The sequence below is a fragment of the Deltaproteobacteria bacterium genome, from assembly GCA_016178705.1.
Taxonomy (GTDB): Bacteria; Desulfobacterota; Binatia; order HRBIN30; family JACQVA1; genus JACOST01.
Genome location: JACOST010000033.1, coordinates 111,284 through 132,510 on the forward strand (window position 1 = coordinate 111,284; position 21,227 = coordinate 132,510).

Annotated in this window: 13 protein-coding genes; 5 read left to right on the plus strand and 8 right to left on the minus strand. The window is 63.8% G+C overall.

Going from position 1 to position 21,227, the window contains the following annotated elements; genetic code table 11:
• Positions 1-14: 14 nt before the first annotated feature.
• The 3 genes from HYR72_26405 to HYR72_26415 all read right to left on the minus strand — a co-directional run bounded on the left by HYR72_26405 (position 15) and on the right by HYR72_26415 (position 8,858).
• Positions 15-1,193 (minus strand): glycosyltransferase family 2 protein, encoded by a 1,179-nt coding sequence (locus HYR72_26405; protein MBI1818532.1) that lies wholly within the window; start codon positions 1,191-1,193, stop codon positions 15-17.
• Positions 1,194-1,324: 131 nt separating this feature from the next.
• Positions 1,325-3,901, minus strand: a complete 2,577-nt coding sequence (locus HYR72_26410; protein MBI1818533.1) for a 6-bladed beta-propeller — start codon at positions 3,899-3,901, stop codon at positions 1,325-1,327.
• Positions 3,885-8,858 (minus strand): glycosyltransferase family 39 protein, encoded by a 4,974-nt coding sequence (locus HYR72_26415; protein ID MBI1818534.1) that lies wholly within the window; start codon positions 8,856-8,858, stop codon positions 3,885-3,887. Before HYR72_26415 ends, HYR72_26410 begins: the two co-directional genes overlap by 17 nt.
• A 193-nt stretch (positions 8,859-9,051) precedes the next feature.
• Between HYR72_26415 and HYR72_26420 the strand changes: the two genes are divergently transcribed.
• Together HYR72_26420 and HYR72_26425 are read left to right on the plus strand one after the other, a co-directional pair.
• Complete coding sequence (locus HYR72_26420) at positions 9,052-10,002, plus strand: right-handed parallel beta-helix repeat-containing protein (protein MBI1818535.1); 951 nt, start codon at positions 9,052-9,054, stop codon at positions 10,000-10,002.
• A gap of 22 nt (positions 10,003-10,024) precedes the next feature.
• Positions 10,025-11,224: a hypothetical protein gene (locus HYR72_26425; GenBank protein ID MBI1818536.1), complete on the plus strand. Its 1,200-nt coding sequence runs from the start codon at positions 10,025-10,027 to the stop codon at positions 11,222-11,224.
• Here the strand turns inward: HYR72_26425 and HYR72_26430 are convergent.
• Positions 11,190-11,402 (minus strand): DUF433 domain-containing protein, encoded by a 213-nt coding sequence (locus tag HYR72_26430; protein MBI1818537.1) that lies wholly within the window; start codon positions 11,400-11,402, stop codon positions 11,190-11,192. The two genes, HYR72_26425 and HYR72_26430, sit on opposite strands and share 35 nt — an antisense overlap.
• A 308-nt stretch (positions 11,403-11,710) precedes the next feature.
• Here HYR72_26430 and HYR72_26435 point away from each other — a divergent pair, with 308 nt between their 5' ends.
• Positions 11,711-13,309, plus strand: coding sequence for a glycosyltransferase family 39 protein (locus tag HYR72_26435; GenBank protein ID MBI1818538.1), 1,599 nt, complete (start codon positions 11,711-11,713; stop codon positions 13,307-13,309).
• 25 nt (positions 13,310-13,334) lie between these two features.
• Here the strand turns inward: HYR72_26435 and HYR72_26440 are convergent, their stop codons facing one another.
• The gene (locus HYR72_26440; protein ID MBI1818539.1) at positions 13,335-14,015 is read right to left on the minus strand and encodes a DUF4336 domain-containing protein; all 681 of its coding nucleotides are present in this window, start codon (positions 14,013-14,015) and stop codon (positions 13,335-13,337) included.
• 111 nt (positions 14,016-14,126) lie between these two features.
• Here HYR72_26440 and HYR72_26445 point away from each other — a divergent pair, with 111 nt between their 5' ends.
• A complete protein-coding gene (locus tag HYR72_26445) occupies positions 14,127-14,588 on the plus strand; it encodes a cyclic nucleotide-binding domain-containing protein (GenBank protein ID MBI1818540.1) in 462 nt (153 codons plus the stop codon).
• Positions 14,589-14,764: 176 nt separating this feature from the next.
• Here the strand turns inward: HYR72_26445 and HYR72_26450 are convergent, their stop codons facing one another.
• From HYR72_26450 to HYR72_26460, 3 genes are all read right to left on the minus strand, one after another.
• Positions 14,765-15,460: a class I SAM-dependent methyltransferase gene (locus tag HYR72_26450; GenBank protein ID MBI1818541.1), complete on the minus strand. Its 696-nt coding sequence runs from the start codon at positions 15,458-15,460 to the stop codon at positions 14,765-14,767.
• Positions 15,457-16,611 (minus strand): glycosyltransferase family 4 protein, encoded by a 1,155-nt coding sequence (locus HYR72_26455; GenBank protein ID MBI1818542.1) that lies wholly within the window; start codon positions 16,609-16,611, stop codon positions 15,457-15,459. The genes HYR72_26450 and HYR72_26455 overlap by 4 nt, the downstream gene beginning before the upstream one ends.
• A gap of 108 nt (positions 16,612-16,719) precedes the next feature.
• Positions 16,720-18,885 carry a hypothetical protein gene (locus HYR72_26460; GenBank protein MBI1818543.1) on the minus strand — a complete coding sequence of 722 codons (2,166 nt, stop codon included), beginning with the start codon at positions 18,883-18,885 and terminating at the stop codon, positions 16,720-16,722.
• A 249-nt stretch (positions 18,886-19,134) separates the two neighbouring features.
• Between HYR72_26460 and HYR72_26465 the strand changes: the two genes are divergently transcribed.
• Positions 19,135-21,027, plus strand: a complete 1,893-nt coding sequence (locus HYR72_26465; GenBank protein MBI1818544.1) for a PD40 domain-containing protein — start codon at positions 19,135-19,137, stop codon at positions 21,025-21,027.
• Positions 21,028-21,227: the final 200 nt, after the last annotated feature.

Sequence of the window (21,227 nt, forward strand, 5' to 3'; positions counted from 1 at the left end):
GACTCGCGGCAGACTCAATCGATCCGGCGATCGATCGCCAGCATGCTGAGGAAGAATGACGAGAAGATGATCTCCACGCCGAGACCCATCAGCGTCGACGCCAGCAGCGCCGGCCGTACGGCGTTGAGCTCGCCCATGCCGCTGCGCAGCCAATCGACCAAGATCGTTGCGTTGATGATCAACCCGAGCAGCAGCACGACCGCCCCCACGATCAAGCCGCGTTCGAGGTTGAAGTAGCGGCTGATCCAATTCAGCGTGCGATCGGGTGCGTAGAGTCGCGCCGCGTGCGAGTACGCCTTGGCGAAGAAGCCGGTGGCGATGGTTTGAAAGCCGAGTAGCGTGAGCAAGCTGCCCACGACCATGTAGTGCACGTCGAACCGCAAGCCCAAGAGCGATTGCGGCCCGCGCACCAAAGCCAGCTGCGTCAGCAATCCGATGAGCATCGCGGCCAGCCCGGGAACGAGAAACAGATAGGTTGGCGAGAACAGCAACATGAAACGCAAATGCCGCCAGCCGTCGCGGAACGAGCGCAAGTGCGGCGGCCGATCGCGCTGGTCGCGATGCAACGTGATCGGAATCTCGGTCATGCGCAGCCCGGCGAATGCCGCCTTGATCACCATCTCGGACGCGAACTCCATTCCCGTCGTGCGCAACTGCATGCGGCGATAGCCGTCTTTGCTGAAGCCGCGCATGCCGCAGTGCGCGTCGGAGACGCCGGGGCGAAACAGCAGGCCGAGCAGTCCCGACAGTAGCGGGTTACCAATCCAGCGATGCAGCCACGGCATCGCACCCGGTTCAATCCGTCCGCGCAGGCGATTGCCCATCACCAGATCGTAGCCCTCGCGCAACTTCAGCACGAAGCGTTCGAGATCGCCGAGATCGTACGACTGGTCGGCGTCGGCCATGATGATGTAGCGGCCACGTGCGGCCTCGATGCCGCCCATCAACGCGCTGCCGTAGCCGGGCCGCGTCTCATGCACGACCCGCGCGCCTTCGCGTTCCGCGATCGCGACCGAGTCGTCGGTGGAGCCATTGTCCGCTACCACCACTTCGCCCGCGATGCCGAGCCTGCGGATCGTCTCGACGGCGAGGCGCACGCACGGCCCGACCGTCAGCGCCTCGTTGAGGCACGGCAGCACGACGGAGAGTTCGAGTTCGTTCGGCATCGCTGCGGTTTGCTCGGCCCCACTCATTGCGTCACTCGCTTCACCCGAAAATCGTCATTCCGGCGAAAGCCGGAATCCATCCGCGAACCCCGCGCCCCGCCTGGATACCGGCTTTCGCCGGTATGACGGACCTGCCGGGAGTTCCTGTGCAACTCCCATCATCCCTTCTTGCGCGGTATGCGCGTCACCGCGTCGCGGCCGCGTTCGGTGATGTACAGCGTCGTCTTGTCCGACGCGATGCCCGACGGTCCCATCAAGTTGTCGGTGGGAATCTCGCTCAGCGCGTCGCCGTGCACGCGGAACAAGCGGTTGCCAACCGGATCGGCGAGTATGAGTCCATCGTCCGTCAATGCGAGGTAGCCTTCCTTCACGCCATCGCCTTCCCAACCCGGCACGGCGATGGTGCGTGCTGACGTACCGTCGGCGTGGAACGCTTGCAAGCGATTGTTGCCGCTGTCCACCACCCAGATGAGCCCGTCGCGATCGACGGCGATCCCCACCGGCTGGAAGAGATCGCCGGCGCCGCTGCCGTGCTGGCCGAACTCGCTGAGGAATGTTCCGTCGAGATCGAACACCGCCACGTGGTTGTTGCCACCATCGGTGACGTAGACGCGATCCTTGGTGATGGCGATGCCACGCGGGCCGAAGAAGCCTTTGGGTGGCGCGTAGATCTTGATGAGATTGCCGTCGGGCGCGATTTTCTGCACGCGATGGTTCCAGGTGTCGACGACGTGGACGTTGCCGGCGCGATCGATGGCGATCGCGTGCGGTTCATTGAAGGAGACAGGGGTGCTGCCGAACTGACCCCAGACGGCGATCAGCACACCTTTCGCGTCGAACTTTTGTATTCGATGGTTGCCGGTGTCGACAACGTAGAACTCGCCCTTGTCGCTGCGAGCGATTCCTTTCGGTGTGTTGAACTTGCCCGGCTCGGTGCCGCGGCCACCGCTCCACATGTTCGCGCCTTTGGCGACTTCGGCGAGATTGTCCGGTGCCGTGCGCGGCGCGGCGTCGGGTGGCAACAGCAACGCGCGCGCGACGATCGGACCGTCGTCGGGGTAGCGCAGGTCGACGACCTCCGCTTGCGGGAAGCGCTGCTGGAGTTTGCCGAATACGCCGGGCGACGCGTCGATGTTGGCGAGGATCAGCGCCAGCCCTTGCCCCGGCGGCGCTTGCGGCAGCTCGCGCAGCAGCACGGTCACATCGTCGATCCAGGTGTAGTCGCGTTGAAACGGATCGTCACCGCCGGCGTAGGTCAGGTAGGTGAGCGTGTCGCGCGGCCAATTCGCCCCGCCGGCCGCAATCGCATACTTGCCGCGCAGCGTGCGCATGAAGCGGCCGACCACTGTGGCGTCGGGATAGAAGCCCCAGATGCGCCGCCGCGACTGACTGAGATACTCGTGGTAGGTCGCTGTCGCTTGCGCGGCGCCGGCGATGGCGATCACGACGCACGCGGCGACCCCACCGGCGCGGCCGAGGCGGCGGGCTTGGCGAACGAAGTACAGCAACCCCAAGCCGACGAAACAAAAGACGAACGGCATCGTGCCGACGCCGCGGTTGGCGTTCGGTCGGGTGACGAGGCCGGGGAGCAGATTGACGAGTAATCCTAAGAGCAGAAACATCGCGCGCGGATCGCTGGCGCGCAGCACGCACCACAAGAGTCCGAAGACGAACAAGACGGCGGCCGGCACTTCCAACAGGGGCGTGGTGACGAAGAAGTCATCGCTGTTGCCCCAGTAGTTGTACAGCAACGCCGCGGCGCGCGGACCGGTCCAGGCCAGCATCTCTGGCGTCTGATTGGCGAGCAGCGAGTTGGCGCGACCCCAGAACTCAATCCAGTGAAAGGCCGCGTACCAGGCCATCGGCGCGATGACGATGGCGAAGGCGAGCAGCATGACGCCGACGCCGGCCGCGTAGCGCCGCAGCACGGCGGCGAACGGCCGGTTGCGCAGCACATAGAATAGCGCGAACAGCGGGAACAGCAGCGGGAACGCCCGCGCCGCGTTGTAGGTGTTGAGCGTGAGCGCGAGGGCGATGCCGCTCAGCATGAAGTCGCGCCAGCGCGCGTGCACCATGCCGCGCCAGAAGAACATGCAGGTCATCGTCGTGAACAACGGCTGGAGGGCGGAGCGCCACCCGACGCGGGCGGAAAGCAGGGGCCAGCCGGCGGTGGCGAACAGGAGCGTGGCGACCAACGCGGCGCGTGCGCCGAACTGACTGCGCACGAAGCCGTAGAAGAACGGCAGTGTCAGTAACATCGCTACTAACGCCGGCAGCGTCAGCGCGAAGAGATCCATCCCGAACAGCTTGATGGCGAGCGCGTCGAAGTAGAACATCAACGTCTCGCGTCCCCACGCCGACGCGACGTACGGGGTGTACGCAATGCCGCGCAGGATGCTGGCGGAGTACAAACCTTCCCAGGCAATGTCGTGATTCAATCCTGACGGCAACTCGGAGAGCCGGAAGGTGAAGAAGAACGCGCCGACCGCGAGTACGGCCAGCAGCAGCGGCCACTCGCTCGTCGCCGGTAGCGATTCGCTCGCCGCCGGCAACTCGCGCCCGCGCGCATCGAGTGCGTAGAGCAACACGAAGACGGCGGCAGCGACTGCCCAGCCGATGGCGGCGAGGCGCGCGTTGAATTGAACGGCGAGCGAGTATTGTCCGGCGACCGCCGCGGCGAGTGCGATCAACGCCAGGAGGGAACGAACGACGGCGTATTCACCGACCTTCGCCATACGCAAAGCGGACGAGCTTGTGTTCGAGATCGGAGACCACCATTTCCTTCGTCACCGGATTGAACGCGATGCCCATCGGGGTTTCGAACTGCGCGGTCGGAATCGTCTTGCCGGTGATCGTCCGCAGCAGTTTGCCGCTGGTGTCGTAGGCGCGCACTTCTTTCGCGCCCGACACGGTGACCCAGATCGCACCCTTGGAGTCGATCGCGACGTAGGGCTCGGCGTAAACCTGGCTCAGCCAACCGGGCACGGGGAAGCTGCTGACGAACGCGCCGTCGCGGCTGAAGATCTGCAAGCGTCCGTTGCCGTTGTCGCAGACGTAGACCTTGCCCTTGCCGTCGACGGCAATACCGGTCGGTTCGAAGAACTTGCCGTCCTCGCTGCCGTGCGCGCCCCAGGTCGCTTCCAACTCGCCGGTCGGCGAGAAGCGCATGATGCGGTTGTTGCCGGTATCGGCGACGAACACTGCTCCGCTGCCGTCGATGGCGATGCCGCGCGGGCCGTAGAATCCCGAGCCCCACTCGCGCACGTACTGCCCCTTGTCGGTGAACACCTGCACGCGATGGTTCCAAGTGTCGGCGACGAAGACATTGTTCTTCGGACCGACGGCGATACCGCAGGGATCTTTGAACTGACTCGGCAACTCGCCGTGCTCGCCCCAGGCGAGATCGAATTTGAGATCCTTGTTGAACTTCTGAATCCGCGCGTTGCCGAAGTCGCAGGCGTACACGGCACCGGTGCTATCGACGGCGACGCCGCGCGGCTGATGTAGTTGGCCTTCTGGTTCGGGGGCAGGGGCCGGGGCTTCATCGGCGGTGACGCGCGGAACTTCTTCGACCGTGGTCACCGGAATCGCCCCGGTGAAGTTGCCGCTCACCGCGTAGATGCTGACAGCCGAGTTCTCGTAGACCGGAGTCAGCAGGTTGCTCCACGTTTTGAACTGCTCGGTGTTGGCGCCGTTATACGTGCGGCGTTCGAGCGGCCCGACGTACACCATCGCGACGTGGTAGCGTTCGAGCGCGGCGCGCACCTGGTCTTTGTTGTCGCTGGTGTAGATGAGCTTGATGTCGTTCTTGCGGCGGTTGACGTCCGGCTGCGTCGCCGCGCGCTGGATCACATGGTACTCCCAGCCCAGAACAGTCGGCAGGCCGGTGTTCATCGAGACGCGCGAGAATTCTTGGTACGACGGTCCGAAGGCTTCGACGATGACGGGGATGCCGCTGATGCGCTCGTTGAGCCACTTGTACGAGGCGACTTCGTACGGGTCGTGCTCGTCGAGATAGAGCGTGCCGTTGAGCGTCGGCTTCGGCGTCTTCACGCGATTGGTGGTGAGCACGCCGTAGGTGCCGGACACGCTGGTGAACACCGCGACCGCTACTAACACGACCAGTCCAGCCTGCCAGACGCGCCGCGCCACGCCGCTCAGCACCCGGCCACTCCACAACTCGGCCACCGCCGCCGCCGCGGCGCCCGAGAAAATGAGCCACGAGTCGAGATAGAATTTGAAGATCGTGTTCATGCGGTCCCACACGAACACGATCTCGCAGCCGGCGGTGATGAAGCACGCGAACGCGGCCAGCGCGATCGGTACACGATGGTGTGCGTCAGTGCGCGGGTGCAGCGCCAAGTGCAGGCCGAGCATCGCGATGATCAGCTCGAAGGCGCGCGTCGAGATGAACAAGCTGGCAATCGCGCCGACGATCACCAATCCGATCACTGCAATGCGAAACCATCCCAGACGTAGCTCCGTGCCCAAGCGCGGCGCCGCTGGGGGCAGCGGCGGAATGACGATGGGCACAACTTCCGGTGGCGATTCGATCCATGCGTTCTCGGCGACCGCCATCGCACCGGGTGCGTTCGCTTCATCGTCCGCAGTCTCAGCGGCGGGCGCCGGATCGATTTCGACAGCCATCGGTGGTGGTTGCGTTGCTGCAACGGGCCGCGGCTGCGGCATCAGCACGCGGCGCCAGTTGGCGAAGAAGAACGGAATCAGGATGTAGAGGAACAATCCGAAAATCTGCAGGAAGTCGCGTGGCCGCGCGTATGGACCGACCTCCCAGCCGATGTTGCGCTCCGGCGGTGTGAAGTGAAACCAGAAGGGGAGATAGAAGGCGTACGCGACGATGACGACGAGCACCGCCGGCGTCAGCACGCGCGTGAAGAACTGTCCGATGAAGGTGAAGAAACGCCGCCCGCTGCTGGCCCCGATCCAGTGGCAGGCGAGTAGGAACGGAAACACCAGCACGTACGTCGGTGAGCTCCATCCGTTCGAGACCATCACGGTGCCGAGCGCGAGCCCGAGCAACAGCGTGAGCGCCGTGCGCGACGACGGCGCGCCGTCGGGCTCGCCAAATCGCCGCCGCACCCACGCCACCACCAAACACAGGAAGGTGAGCGAGAACGGCATCACCATCACGTGGGCGTGCAGATCGGCGAACAGGAAGCTCCACAGCGGGAACTCGTTGATGGTATCTTTGATCACGCGCGAGGTGGCCCAGAAGTAGTCGAAGTTCATCACGCCGCGCGTGTAGTACTCGCGCGGCCCGGAGAGATTGCCGAGCAGGACGGTCAAGATGCCGGCCAGCACGCCGGTCTGCCAACGCTTGGTGATGGCGTGGCCGAGGGCGAACGCGGCGACCGCGGTGAGTCCACCGAAGAAAGCGATGGCGAGGTTGAACGTGATCGCCGGATCGATGTGACAGACCTTGCCGAGCGCGGCGCTGATGAAGTGGCCGAAGTAGGAGTAGTTGAGATCGTGGCCGGCGAACCACGGCTCCGGCGGCGGCAGCGTGGTGGCGCGCGTCAGCGCGTTGAGGAACGAGAAGTCCATCGGCTTCTCGCCCCAGAAAATCTCCGGGTTGAACGATCGCACGATCAGGAAGAACAGGAACGTGCCCCAAAACAGCGCTTCCACTGCGATCCATTGGCTGGCGTTGTCGCGATCGATGTCATCGCTTGGCGTCGCGGTGCGCCGCGCGCGCAACCAGCTCATCAGACCGAGCCCACCCATGAGTAGCGCGGTGGTCGCTAGCGTACTGCGGGTGAAGTCGGCCTGCCCCAAACTCACCAGCAGCCACGGGACGTAGGCGAACACCAACACGCCGAGCACTTTGGCAAGCGCGTACGGACTCGCGCCCGCCAGCCAGCGGCGGGTGAGCGGATAGGTGGCGAGGGCGAGCGCTTCGATCAGCAACGCGAAGGTGAACAGCGCGGGCAAGCTCGAATGAATCGGTTCGCTGGCGACGCCCGCCGTGGCTTCACCGGGACGGGCCAGCAGCAGTTCGTTGCGCGTCATCTGCCGCGACGGCAGGCCGTGCAGAATTTTGTCGAGGATCGCGTCGGCCGAGAGGTGGCCCTCATTGCGGAAGATGAGTACCTTCGGGTGATCGTAGACGGTGAACGATTCGTCGACGATCTCATCGGGGAACTCGAGCCCGAACAGGTTCGGGCGCGCCGCTTCCTCGTAGGTCAGCGTGTAGCCGAGATCACCGGCGAACAGCAGGTAGAAGTAGTTGCTGGTGAGCGGAAACTTCTGCGCCGCCTGAGTGGTCGCGCCGTACAGCCGTTTGGTTTGGAACGCGATGTACTCGGCGTCGGCCAGCTCCTTCGCCAGCTTGGCCATCTTCGCCGGATTGTCCGGCTCGTAGTATCCGAAGTTGACGATCTTGTAGCGCTCCGGATTGAAGCCGCCGGGCAGCGGCATCGGGAAGCCTTCGTCCCAATCTTGGCTGAGAATTCTGCTGCCGGCGGGAATGAATTTGTAAACCCATTCGGAGCCCGCAACGACGGTATGCGGCCGCGAGTAGATCGCCAGAAATGCCAGCAGCGCAGCTGTGGTGCCGACGACCACTGTGGGCAGCGCCACTCGCCCAATACCGCCGCGACGATAGACCCGCAGCAGCCATTCGGCCGCCCATAGGATCATGAGCGGATAGATCGGCAGCAGGTAGCGGATGAACTTGACCTCGAACCAACCGGTGACGAGGAAGAACGGCACCACCCACGCAAGCAGCACGATCTCTTCCGCGCGCTCGCGCCAGACGCCGGCCACGTGGCGGCCGCTCGCCCAGATCGCCGCCAGCGCCAGCGGTGGCGCCATGCCGCAGAGGATCATCTGGATGAGTTCGTAGCCGTACTTCGGCGTGCCGACGTACTGATTGGTGTACGGGAACTGGCCGGCGTTGCGCACCATGCCGCTTTGTTCGAGCAGGTCGTGAGTGAAGTCCTTGAAATCGAGGATGGCGTAAGGCTGGCCGATGGCGAAGGCGACGCCGACCAAGATCGTGGCGCCAACGACGCGCAGCAGCACCGGCACCAGTCGATCGCCCTTCATGATGCGCGACACGGCGGCGATGCCGAGCGGCAGCATGATCGGGAACGCGCTGGCTTTGGTGGCGCCGGCGAAGCCGATGATCAACCCGGCGATGAGGTAGTCGCGCGTCCACCCGCGTTGCACCACATGCGTGAGCCGGTAGAGCGCGAGCAGGACGAGGAAGGTCAGCGTGATGTCGACGGTGCCGTAGTGCGAGTTCTGCACGTGCAGCACGCAGGCGGCGAGCAGGAATCCCGCCAGCAGGCCGGTTGGACGGTCGTAAAGCCGGAAGCCGAGCAAGATGACGAGCAACACGGTGAGCGTGCCCATCACGCCGGAGACAGCGCGCGAGGTGTGGATGGCGCTGTCGTAACCCAGCCAGCGCTGGTCGATCAGGCCGAGCAGGCTATTGGCGGCCTTGTCGATGTAGATCGGGAACGACCCGTAGGCGAAGAACTTGGGGTTGAGTTGCAGCGGCTGAAACGAAAGGTCGCCGATGGCATAGGCGATGCGGCGCTCATCGGGATGGAAAAAATGGTGTTGATCGAAATCGATGTTGGTCAGCCGGACCAGCGCCGCGAACAACGTGATCGCGAAGATCCAAACCGACGGCTTCCGCAGCCAACGCGCTCCCGCCCCGTCCATGCCCGCATGCGGCTACCCGGAATCGGTGCGCTTTGCAACGGAGAGGTATGAGCCAGAGCTCAGAACGGCTGCGCCCGACGCAGGGTTTTCCGTTGTCGTTCGGTGGACAGTGTAGACCTGTCTGAAGTATAGCGCCGATGGAAGAATGCGCGCTTACGAAGCGATGCGCTGGTCGTCGCAGGAGGTCGGACGAATGGGAAAGCACTGTGAGCAGAGGTTGATCTCGTTGGGGTGGGTGTGCGCGTTAATACTGGCACTCGCGGTGCCAGCCTACGCCGTCGACGGCGTGATCGAGATCAACCAGGCGCGTGCGTTGGCCGGCGGTGTGACGCTGGGCGATACAACACCGGGCTTCCCAGTGACCATCAGCCAGCCGGGGAGCTACCGGTTGACTGGCAACCTCACGGTGCCGAACGAGAACACTACGGCGATTCAGATAACGGCGGAGAACGTTACCATCGATCTCAACGGCTTTGCGATCCTTGGTCCAACCGTGTGCACGTATACGGGCGTCGGCGCCATTCCGGTTACGTGCATGCCGGCGGGAACGGGACGCGGAATAGATGGCACCGCCGCGGGCCTCGCGGTGCTGAACGGGACGGTGCGCGGAATGGGCGCGGCAGGCATCTTCTTTCAAGGCGGTTCGCGGGCCGAGGGTGTCCATGTGGTGAGCAACGGGTCCAGCGGGATCGGCGGAAACTACGGCAGTTCCAATCTCATCACTCACAACATCGCGGAGCTGAATGGTGAGGCAGGTATCCAGGCCGGCGGCGGCGCAACGGTCAGCCAGAATGTTGCGGCCTATAACGGCATTAGGGGCATCGACGCGGGCGGAGGGGAGTGTACGATCATTGGCAACACGGCGACCCTCAATGGCTCCGAAGGGATATACAGCAACAATCTAAGCACCATCACGAACAACACGACGGTGGCGAATAAGGGTGATGGCATCTTCACCGGCGGAGGTTCGCTGGTGCAAGGAAACCAGTCGTCGGCAAATGGGGGGCGGGGACTCGCGTTTTCCTTCGGTGGCGGCGCTGCTGGCTACACGCACAATGTCTTCGCCAGCAACACCGGAGGTTCAGTCGGCGGCGGGGCCCCGGTTTCGTTGGGCCAGAACCTCTGTAACGGCGTTGTCTGCTGAGTGTGGTTGAAGTCGGCCTGACGTGCGCCTCACATCGGTAACCTTGGCGGTGCTCATATTGACGGGCACTGCTGTTGACGCGGCTACACCGCTCAAAGCCATCCGCTACACCCCCGACATCACCGTCGTGCTCGGCGGAATCACGGTCACACCGCAGAACATCGCCGAAGACAACCTCGCCGGCGCCGTCACGCTGGTCACCGCCGGCACCTATCCCAACGGCACCGACATCATCGCCTACGATCATCTCGCCACCGGCGATCAGCTTCTGACCTTCGACACCGACCTCACCCTGCCCGGCGGCCTCACCGTGCGCCCCGGCGATGTCGTGCGCTTCAACGGCATCACCTACACGTTGGAGTTCGACGCCACGGCCAACGGCATTCCTCTGGGCGTGATGACCGATGCGGTGAGCGAGATCGGCCCCAACGACCTGCTGCTCTCCTTTGACGTGACCGTGACCCTCGGCAGCATCACCGCCGATGACGAGGATCTGGTGCGTTTTCACAGCGGCATGTTCAGCCTCTTCTTCGACGGCTCGGCTGCCGGCATCGACCCGAGCCTCGATCTCGATGCGGCGCACATCCTCACGAGCGACGGCCGCCTGCTGCTCGCCTTCGACGGCAGCGGCACGGTGGGCGCCGTGAACTTCACCGCCGAAGATATGCTGGAGTTCACGCCCACGACCACCGGCTGGGAGCTGAGCTACGACGGGCTGGCCGAGCACAGCGGCTGGTTCGGGGCGCAGCTGCATGGGCTCAGTGCGGTCACCAAGCCGCCGCCGAAGCCGGTGGTACCGGGATTCGACCCGAACAGTGGCGGCGGGAGGGCAGGCTCGGGCGTATTTCCGGGATCGACGCGGGTATTCGGGATGGGGACGCCGAACGCGGTACCGGGCAACTCGTGTATCTTGATCTACGCGGTCGGTCCGAACGGCGTGCCCGACAGTCCGCCGGGCAGCGTCGATGATCCGTTGCTCGGCACCGGCGGCACCAACGCGAGCGGCCTCTTCGTCGACGCGATGGGCAACCCAGGCATCGCGGTGTCGCCCCGGCTGCGGCAAGGCGAGCGCATTTTCGCGGTCGATGTCTGCCAGGGCCGGGTGGGGCAGGTCGTAACCGTCTCAACCACCCCGGTACCGGCAGCGTCGACCCTCGGCCTAGCGCTTATGATCGGGGTGCTTGCACTCATGGGACTGCGGGCGCGGCGCGTGAAGTCGTAACTCCTCCTGCGATAGAGGGTCCGACGGGGAAGCGAATTTTTTCTCGCACCATTTCACGCCCTGCGGCCAGCAAGCTCAGGATCAGCTCCACGGAAATCCGCATGCCGCGGATGATCGGTTTCCCACCGAAGATCTCCGGCGTCGCCGTGATGCGCTTGAGGAGTATCGGATCAGTCATCGGAACCAACCTTCTGTTTCCGTCGCGAATGACGGGTATCACCGCACCAATATTGGGTCGAGTGTTGAACATGTGAAACGCGCCGGCACTCCTTGGACAGGACGAGAGATTCTTCGCCTTCGTCTCAGAATGACATGATGGGTTTGTTGGGTCGTTCTCAAAACGACCCACTACCGACGCGAGCGATGGGTTGACCTACAGCAGCGACATCGCTTAGACGGAGCCACAGGGCAGCCGTCGACGTTGGCATAGGAGGGTTGAGGTGAGGTGACGAGCTACTCTGCGATTCTCTGAAGCAAGACACGAGCATGAACCCGCGATCGCGATTGGGGCAGTCCAGGGCTAGCGACGACACCGTGTTGTGGTTGCTCGCCGGAGCCACGCTCGCCCTCCATTTTCTCTTCAACGGGCGCTACGGCTACTGGATCGACGAGCTGTACTTCATGGCCTGCGGCGACCATCTCGCGTGGGGATACGTCGATCAGCCTCCGCTCATCGCGGTCGTCGCCAAGGTTACACGATGGTTGCTCGGCGATTCGCTGTTTGCCATTCGGTTTTTTCCCGCGGTTGCGGGAGCGCTGCTGGTGTATCTCACGGGACGGATCGCTCGTCAGCTCGGCGGCGGGCGGTTTGCTCAGGTCCTGGCAGCCATCGCGGTCATCGTCGTTCCTGTGTTCCTCGCCTTCAATAATCTCCTGACGATGAACGCGTTCGAGCCGCTCTTGTGGACGCTGTGTACGTACACCGTCATCGTGATCATCAAGACCGACCGGCGACCGCTATGGCTGGTAGTCGGCGCGATCGCCGGCGTCGCGCTACTGAACAAGTACTCGGTCGCGTTCTTCGGAGCCTGCCTCATCGCCGGTCTGCTGTTAACGCCGGAGCGCCGGCTGCTGCGCAGTCGATGGTCACTGCTCGGCGCGCTCGTGGCTGGGGTCATCTTGCTGCCGAATCTTTTGTGGGAGATGGCGTGGGGTTGGCCGACCGTCGAGCTGATGCGCAATGCCAAGCTTTACCAGTATCAGCCCGTCACCCCCGGGGAATTTCTACTCGGCCAATTGCAGACAATGCACCCGTTCACCCTGCCGTTGTGGCTGGCGGGCTTGGGCTTCTACCTGTTCGCCGCCGCTGGACGAAGGTTTCGAGCGCTCGGATGGACGTTCGTGATCTTTTTCAGCGTGTCGCTCCTCGGCCAGGCGAAGACCTACTACCTCGCGCCGATCTATCCTATGCTGTTCGCGGCCGGGTCGGTTGCCACCGAGCGATTCAGTCAACGGCGCGGGTGGAACTGGCTCAGACCAGCGACGGTGGCGTTCCTCTTGATCGGCGGATCCATCACTGTCCCGTTCGTCTTGCCCGTGCTGCCGATCGAGACGCTGCCGAGGTACTTGGCGCTCCTGAAGACGAAGGAGGTCCGGCCCGAGACCCGCAAGCAGGGAGAGATCCCGCAGCTCTTTGCCGACATGTTCGCGTGGCCGGAGACCGTGGCGGCAGTGGCGAAGGCGTACGAAGGCCTAACCCCGGACGAGAAGTCTCGGTGCGCAATCTGGGGCGGCAGCTATGGCGACGCCAGCGCCGTCGACCTCCTCGGCCGCACCTTCGGCCTCCCCAAGGCGATCAGCGGGCATCAAAACTACTACCTGTGGGGACCGCACGATTACTCCGGCGACGTGATGATCACGATAAACATTCCTGGCGAGTCGTTGAAACCATGGTTCGAGCACGTCGATCTCGCCGCCATAGTGAGCTGCGAGTACTGCATGCCCGATCGGGCGCGCATCCCGATTCACGTCTGCCGCGGCTTGAAGCAGCCGCTGAAGGAGTTCTGGCCCGAGGTGAAGTGTTGGACCTGCGATGCGCCTGCCTTTGCGCGTCACCCGCCCGATGCAAGCGACTCCATAAGATGATGGCGTGCGTTTGATCCGCTCTGCCTCACCCCGCGAGCAGCCACGAGTAGCCCTGGCGCAGCGCTTCGCGGCCGCCGCTCTGCAACACATCACCGTGGGCGACGACGACGCGATCGAAATCCCAGGCGAGAATTTTTTCGAGGCTCTGTCGTGCGGCGTGACGATCCCGGATCAGCCACGGATCGAGCTTGGAGGGGCCGAAGTGGCCATAGCTGCGCAGCAGTCGCATCAGCCAGCGAGTCGGCGCCGCCACCCGCGGCCCGAAGTTGAAGGCGAGATCGCACATGATGAGCGTACGGCTGGCGCGGTGAAAAAAGACGACTTCGTTCTCGTATGGGCGCCCGCGGAAGAAGACCTGATCCACCTGACCCCGCCACTCTAAGGGCGCTTCGTCATCGAGCACGGCGACGAACACGAGGTCGGGGCGCTTGCGATCGAGTCCCGGCGCCACCCACAGTCGCGCCTCGGGATACGCTTCGGCGACCTTGCCGGCGTACAGATGATGGACTCGATTCGGGGCGACGACGTAGCGAATGCGACCGATCGCGTCGAGCGCGCTCCGCAGTTCGGGTTTCAACGCAACCGGAGAGTGCAGCAAGAGGCTCCCGTCGGCGAGACGGATCACCGTCATGCTTGTCCCCACTTCGAGCCCATAGAAGCTCTGCCGCCGCTCGGCGATCCAGATGTCCTTGTCCAGCTCGTACATTGGGGGCCTATGTTGCTGCATGATTGCCATTGGCGCCGTGATACCTCGGGACTCGGCGCGTCTTCAAGTCGCGCGCTTGACCCCCATCCGGGCGGTCCCTATGAAGGACGCGTGGATGTGCAATCGCTCAAGCGGGCCGGGTTGCTCGCGGATTTGACGGATGACGAGCTGCGAATCTTTGCGTCGTGCGCGCGCCTGATCCCGTTCAAGAAGGACGAGGAGGTTTTGCACCAAGGACAGCGTAACGCGTCGCTATTCATCGTCGAGACCGGGCTGCTGCACGTGCGTGCGCGTGGCAAAGGGCACGATGTATTACTCGGCCGCATGGAGCCCGGCAGCTTCTTCGGCGAGATCAGCTTGCTCGACCCCGGTCCGACCACGGCGGCGGTGTGCGCAGTGACCGATGGGCAGCTCTTGGAAGTTGGTCGAGCCGCGCTCGATCAGTTCATCACGCGCTGCCCGCCAGCCGGCGCGCGCCTGCTGCTCCACATCCTCGAAGGCATGGCCAGTCGCCTGCGCCACACCGACGAGCATCTGGTCGATGCCATCATGTGGGGCGGGTTGCTGAAGTAACGAAGCGCGGGTCGGACGGCCCGTTGAAGGATCCATACGTGCTTCGAGACGCGCCTGTCGGCGCTCCTCAGCATCAGAGGTTCTCCCCCCTTCCTGTCACAACACTTTCCCGCTCGCCCTGACGCGCAGCGCCGTCTCGAAGGGGGCCGCGTCTCTTCAACAGGCAGCGAGCGGTGTCAACGACGCCGCGCCGCAATGATCAGACACTCACCCAGCCACACCGGCAGGAAGGGCCGCGCGCGTGGCCAGAAGACTTGTAGCGCGGCTGGCCAGCCGAAGAGCGCTCGCTGAATCACCGTGGGCAGCAGCGGAAGATACGGCGCGTCCCACCAGCCGTCGCCGCGGACCCAGATGACATCGAGGCCCGCTTGCCGGACTACGCTCAGCCACTCGGCATGACTGAGCAAGCTGTGATGCGTCGGGTCGCGATAGCCGAACCAGCGATCGCGCTTGAGCCGGCGCATCAGGCTGCCGGTGTTGGGGACGACGAACAGCAACACTCCGCCGATGTCGAGCAAGCTGGCGAGTTGAGGCACCACCGCGTGCGGCCGTTTCAGATGCTCCAACGTGTGCAACGACACCAGCGCGTCGAGGCTCTTTGGCCGCAGCGACGCCCATTCTTCGAGAATCACCGCCTCGGGTGCGTTCAACCGGGCGCGACTGCGCGCGTAGGCCGAGCCGTCGTAGCCGAGTGTCTGAAATTGCGCCGTCAGTCGTTTGAGCAGATGGCCGGTGCCGCACCCGTAGTCGAGCAGCCGTCCGCCCTTCGGACACAGCCGCCGGACTACCCGCGCGTAGTACCACAGCGCGACGCGGTCCTCGTCCATGTGGCCGGTGTCGTAGTACTGCTCGTCGTAGGTGTGCGCGGTCATGCGCTCAGGCGACTCTGCGCGAACACCTGTTCGTACTGTTCGAGCGCGGCGTCGAGGTTGAACTCGGCGATGATCGCGGCGCGCGGGCGTTGGAACTGTGCGCGCTCGCGGATAACACGCACGAGCGCGTCAGCGAGCGCAGCGGGATCGCGCGGCGCAACGATCAGGCCCATGCCGGTTCGGCGCACGGCTTCACGCACACCCGGCAAATCCGTCGCCACCACCGGCGTGCCGCACAGCATCGACTCGACTTGCACCAGGCCGAACGACTCGGTCGAGTTCAGACTGGTGACGGCGAGGACGTCGCAGACGGAGAAGAAATTTGCCATCTCGTCGTCGCTCAGCAGATCGAGAAACACCAGCCGCTCGCGCTGCGCGGCGATCAGCGGTTCGAGATGTTTCAAGTACGCCTGCTCGCCGACGGTGTACTTGTATGCACCGGTGAAGGCGATGCGAACGTTGGGCACTTCACGCGCGACCCGTGGCAACGCTTCGAGCAAATACTCGACGCCCTTCTCGGCGGCGAAGCGCGCGGCGAAGCCGATGGTCACCGCGCCCTCGAGTCCCCACCGGCGTGCGAGCTGTTCGCTGCGCGCGGGCTCGGGAACCGGAGTGTTGATCAGCGTCGGGATCACTGCGAGCTTGGCCTGATGCCGAGTGAGGAACGGCGAGTGCTCGGCGTAGTCGGCGGTGGTGACGACGATCGAATGCGCGAGTCGCGCCGCCGCTTCGTTGAGTGGCGCCAAGCTGGTCTCGACGACGCGATTGAGCCATCCGGGTGGCATGCTGAGGTCACACTGATAGGTCAGCACCACGCCGCGGCGCATCGTTCGGCCGAGGCCGGCGAGCAACGCGGCTTCGAACTGCGGCATGTGCGCGTTGACCACGTCGTGCCGCCGAATGAACGTGGCGGCGTAGAACGGGAACAGCGGCATGATGACGCCTTTGCTCACGCTCGCGGCCACCGGCACGCGGACGATCTCCACTCCGTCCATCTCACGCTCGCGCACCGGCAGCGTCGGATTGAAGCGCGACGTCAGCACGGTGACCGTGTGTCCGCGCTGCGCCAGTCCTTGCGCCAGCCGTTGCGCATAGATGGTCAGGCCGCTGACGTGCGGCCGATAGTAGGTGAGCGCGATCAAGATACGCATGGGCGATCGTTGGGGTCGAAAGTCCAAAGATGAAAGCCTAAAGTTGAAAGTCTAAAGGCAAAAGCCGGAGGTCAGCACCAACGACCTTTCAGCTTCTCGCTTGTGCCTTCAGCTTCCTCGTCGATAGACGACGGTGTTGCCCTGGCGGAACGCCACCGGCAATGCGCCGAACTTGTCGACGCCGCGCGGATGGTCCTTGCGCTCGAGTTCGCCGACGACGATGTACTGCGCGCCGTAGCTATCCAGCAGCGGCGTGATCTCGGCGAGCGTCGGGGCATCGTAGATGCGGCGAACCTCGCTCTTGCGCTGCTCGACATCGTGCTCGTGACTGCGCCACAGCCCTTCGTGATTGGCCCAGCCCATCAGCGTTGGCAGGCCGGTGTTGGCGGAGAAGCGCGCGTAGTAGGAATACGGATCGCCGGTGGCCTCGACGATGACGGGGAGGCCGCTGACGTTCTTGCGCAACCAATCGATGGCGGCGAAGTCGTCGGGATGCTCGCGCTGCAGATACGCGGTGCCGTCGAGCGTGGCGCGTCCCGCCGCTCCGTTGGCGTGGTTGGCGGTCAGGCCAAGCGGATAGGCGCAACAGGCTGCGACCAGAACGCTCATCGCGACCGCGATCACGCGCGGCGTCGGCGCCCACGCCCACGCGCGTTCGAACAACTTTTGCAAAGACCAGGGTGCGGCGATCGAGAGCAGAATCCACGCCTGGAAGTACAGTTTGAACACCGTGTTCATGCGGTACAACTTCTCGCCGTACGGATCTTTCAGATAGAACAGCTCGCAAGCCAGCAGCGCGACGCCAGCGGCGAGCACCAGCAAGTAGCCGGCGCGGTCGGTGTCAATCGCAGTGTCAGTGTCGGGACCGTAGGCGCAGGCGAACGCGGCGATGACGAAGGCGGCGAGCAACACGATCACGGCGTTGCCGGCGAGTCCGGCGATTACCACGCCGAAGGCGACCGCGGCCAACAGCAGGTGCCGCGCTTCGCCCGCGGTCGGTAGCCGTAGGCTGCTGTGCACTATCAGTAGCAGCGCCGGCGCGAACAGCAGCATGCCGAAGACGGTGAGGAACTCCGCGAGCGAGGTCTGCGCCAACTTGATGCACGCCGCGCCGACGCACAGCTCGTTCGCGCCGGGCGACACCGTCGGCGCGGTGAAGTTGAGATAGAAGGGAAGGAACAGCACGTAGCCGCCAATCAACACGCCGACCGTCCGCAACGCCAGCGTCAGTCGCGGCCGTGCGAGCAGCGGCCGCAACGGCTGGTAGCGGCCGGCGAGCAGCACGGCGACCATCAACCCGACCGGTGCTTCCCACGTACTGATGGCGATCATCGAGCCGAGGACGAAGGCGAGCAAGCCGAAGGGTGCCAGCGCGGCGAACGAATTCGCGTCATCGCCCTCGCGGGGCGCAAACAGCTTGGTGTCGAGCAGCAATCCTAAGAGCAACATGGTGACCGGCAGCACGACGAAGTGCGGATGGAGGTCGCCGTGGATGGTGCTGAAGAACGGAAACTCATTGATGGTGTCGCCCTTAGCGACCACGCGGGTCGAGCGCCAGTAGTCGAGCGTGGTGAGCGAGTTCTTCTCCCACACTTGGATGAAGCCATCGAGGTTGCCGAGGATGACCGCCATCGCCCCGGCGAGTAGGGCAAACCCCCAGCGCCGCGTCAGTCGCCACGCCAGCGCGACGACGCCGCTGGCGAGCAAGCCGGCGACGGTGGCCACGCACAAGTTGTACGACACTTGCGTCGGCAGGCCCGGGGCGAGCCGGGCGAGATTGGCGAACATGAGATAGCCGAAGTAATAGTAGTTGAACGGCTTGCCCGCCATCCAGGGATCTTGCGGTGGCATCACGTCGGTGCGTACCAGAGTGTTGAAGAACGAGAAGTCCATGTACTTCTCGGCGCCGAAGATGTCGGGTGCCAGTGACCGTTGCCAGGCGAAGAAAAGGAATACCGCTGTCCACACCGCCATGAGGCGGAGCACTGCGCTGCGTCCGCCTCCGCTGAGCCAGGCTGCCATCGCCGATCCTTGCCGTGCGGCGAGGAAGCCGCTGGTGACCACCAACAGCCCCACGGCGACGATCAGGGCAAAATGAAACGGTACGCCGAGAAACGCGATCACCCACGACACGTAGGTGATCAAGAGGATCGCCGTAATTTTGGCGAAAGGGTAGCCCCGGTCGTCAGCGGCGGCAAAGATGCGGAAGGTGATCGGCAACGCGAGTAGGCCGAGCCCTTCAAGCACGACCCACCAAAGCAGCAGCGACCCCATCGGCGACGTTTGCGTGTCCGTTCTGAATTAAGGGCGCGAACGCTATAACGATCGCCTGACGATTGCAATGACATCGCCGCGCCCGAGCGGAATCGGAAGGGAATCATACGCCCGCCGTGGCGGGAGACTTCATGCCGCTTGTCATTTGCCCATACCGCTTGCCATTTGAAGGTCCGTGCATCCTAGTCACGGTGCGTCGCACGTGATTCCGACTTGACAGATGTGGGTAGGCGATGGTCCAATTCAACCATGCGTTACATCACCGTTGCGGCTGCAGCCCTTCTCGCTGTGGCCGGGGTCACGCCGGCTTCGGCCGATGTCGTTCAGATCACCAATCTACCGGCGGCACGGACCACGAGCGTGCCGTCCCTCAGTGCCGACGGGCGTTACACGACGTTCAGCACCAACGGCAACGTCGCCGGCCTGAACCCGGGTGGCGTCAACGTCTTCGTCTACGAATCGCTCACCAACGCCTACACGCTGGTCACGACGCTCGGCGGACAGGATCCGTCGATCAGCGCCGATGGGCGTTGGATCGCGTTCACCACCAGCGCGGACTACGTGCGGACCAACGCCGATGGTAGCGATGAAATTGTCCGCTACGACCGCATTGGGCGGCACTTCTATCAAGTCACGCGTGATATCAATGGTGACGGCGCGAGTGCGCATCCATCGGTGAATGGTGACGGCAAGCGCATCGCCTTCGAAACCAATAGCAACTTGACGCGCCGCAATGCGGATTTCAGCAATGAAGTGATTCTGTACCGGCTGCCCTACAACTTGATGGTGACCAACGACCCGGATGGAAACGGCGAAAGCCTGCAACCTGCTATCAGTGCGAACGGTCGCTTCGTCGTGTTTCAAAGCACCAGTGACCTGGTCGGCCACAATGCCGATTTCAGCCAAGAGTTGATGGTGTACGACTACCTGCAGCGTCGCGTGCTCCAGCTGACGAACGACCCGGCCGGCAATGGCGCCAGCGGTCCCGCTTCGATCAGTGCCGACGGCCAGTTCATTGCCTTCGTGTCATCGAGTAACATCGGCAACCTCAACCCCGACTTTGCCAGCGCCATCTTTCTGATGAACCGATTTCGCCCCTCGGTGATCAGCAAGACCGCGGCGGGTGTCTTCGACGGCGACACGCCGACGGTGAGTGATGACGGCCGCTGGGTGGCCTTCTCCGCGACCTTCAATGCCACCGGCGGCAATCCCGATCACAACACCGAGATTCTGCTCTACGACTCGACGCGTAAGACGTTCACGCAGCTCACGGACACGACCACTTGCGCAAACACCAACCCGCGCATCAGCGCCGACGGCACTCACATCGCGTTCACTTCGACCTGTGACATCACGGGTGGTAACGCGGACAAGAGCCGCGAAGTCTTCCTCGCCGACAATCCAGCGCTGAAGTTGCAGGTACACTCGGAAGGTCCGGTGAATACCGAAGTGCGCGATCCGCTCGATCGCATCATCCGCAGCAATCTGAACCTGATTCCTGGCGCGACGTATGAGCAGGGCGATTTCGACAACGACACGCAGCCCGAAGCGCGCGTCTCGATACCCAAGGCGCTCGATGGGGCGTATCGGATGACGCTGTTCCCCAACCTCGGTGCGGCGCTCAGCGACCCGGTCAGCTTGGACGTGTCGTTGAACGGGATCACTGTGTTCTTGGCGAGCGACACGGTCGGTACGCTGGCGGGGAACGAGTTTTCGTTCAACATCCAGGGCTTCAGTCGTCCGAGCGGGAGCATCGCACCGGTCAACGGGGTGCGCGGCCGAGTCAGTTTTGCGGGCGGGCTGATTCTGCCCCCGTCGAGTCTCACCGGCCCGGTGACGCTGCGCGTGACCGATGGCAACAACGAGGTCTTTTTCGATCTTGGCCTGTTGCAAAATTTCCCCGTGCTGGGGAGTCGAAGACTCTTCCGTGGGACCGTGAACGGCTTCGCGGTCACGATGCTAATCTATCAACTACCCGACGGCTCGGTGCGGACGAGTTTCACCGCCCGCGGGGGCGATGCGACGATGTTTGCGGGGACCGATCACGTCGGCGTGACGGTTGTCCTGCAGATCGGTCCCGACGCCTATCTCTACCAGCGACGATTCATCCGCCTCGTGACCGGCGGTCTGGTTCTTCAATAGCTTGCCCCCCTCACTCGCACGGCGGCTCGCTAAACCGTTGGCGTGGCCGCCGTGGCTTTGGTACACCTGCGCGCGCTGCGTTGTTGACTCAACCGAGAAGGGGGAGAAGTGATGAAGCGCCTCGCACTGATTCTTGCCGCCGCGGCTCTGCTGGCCGCCTGTGGTGGCGACGGCCCGAGCCAAAGCTGTCCCTTGGTATG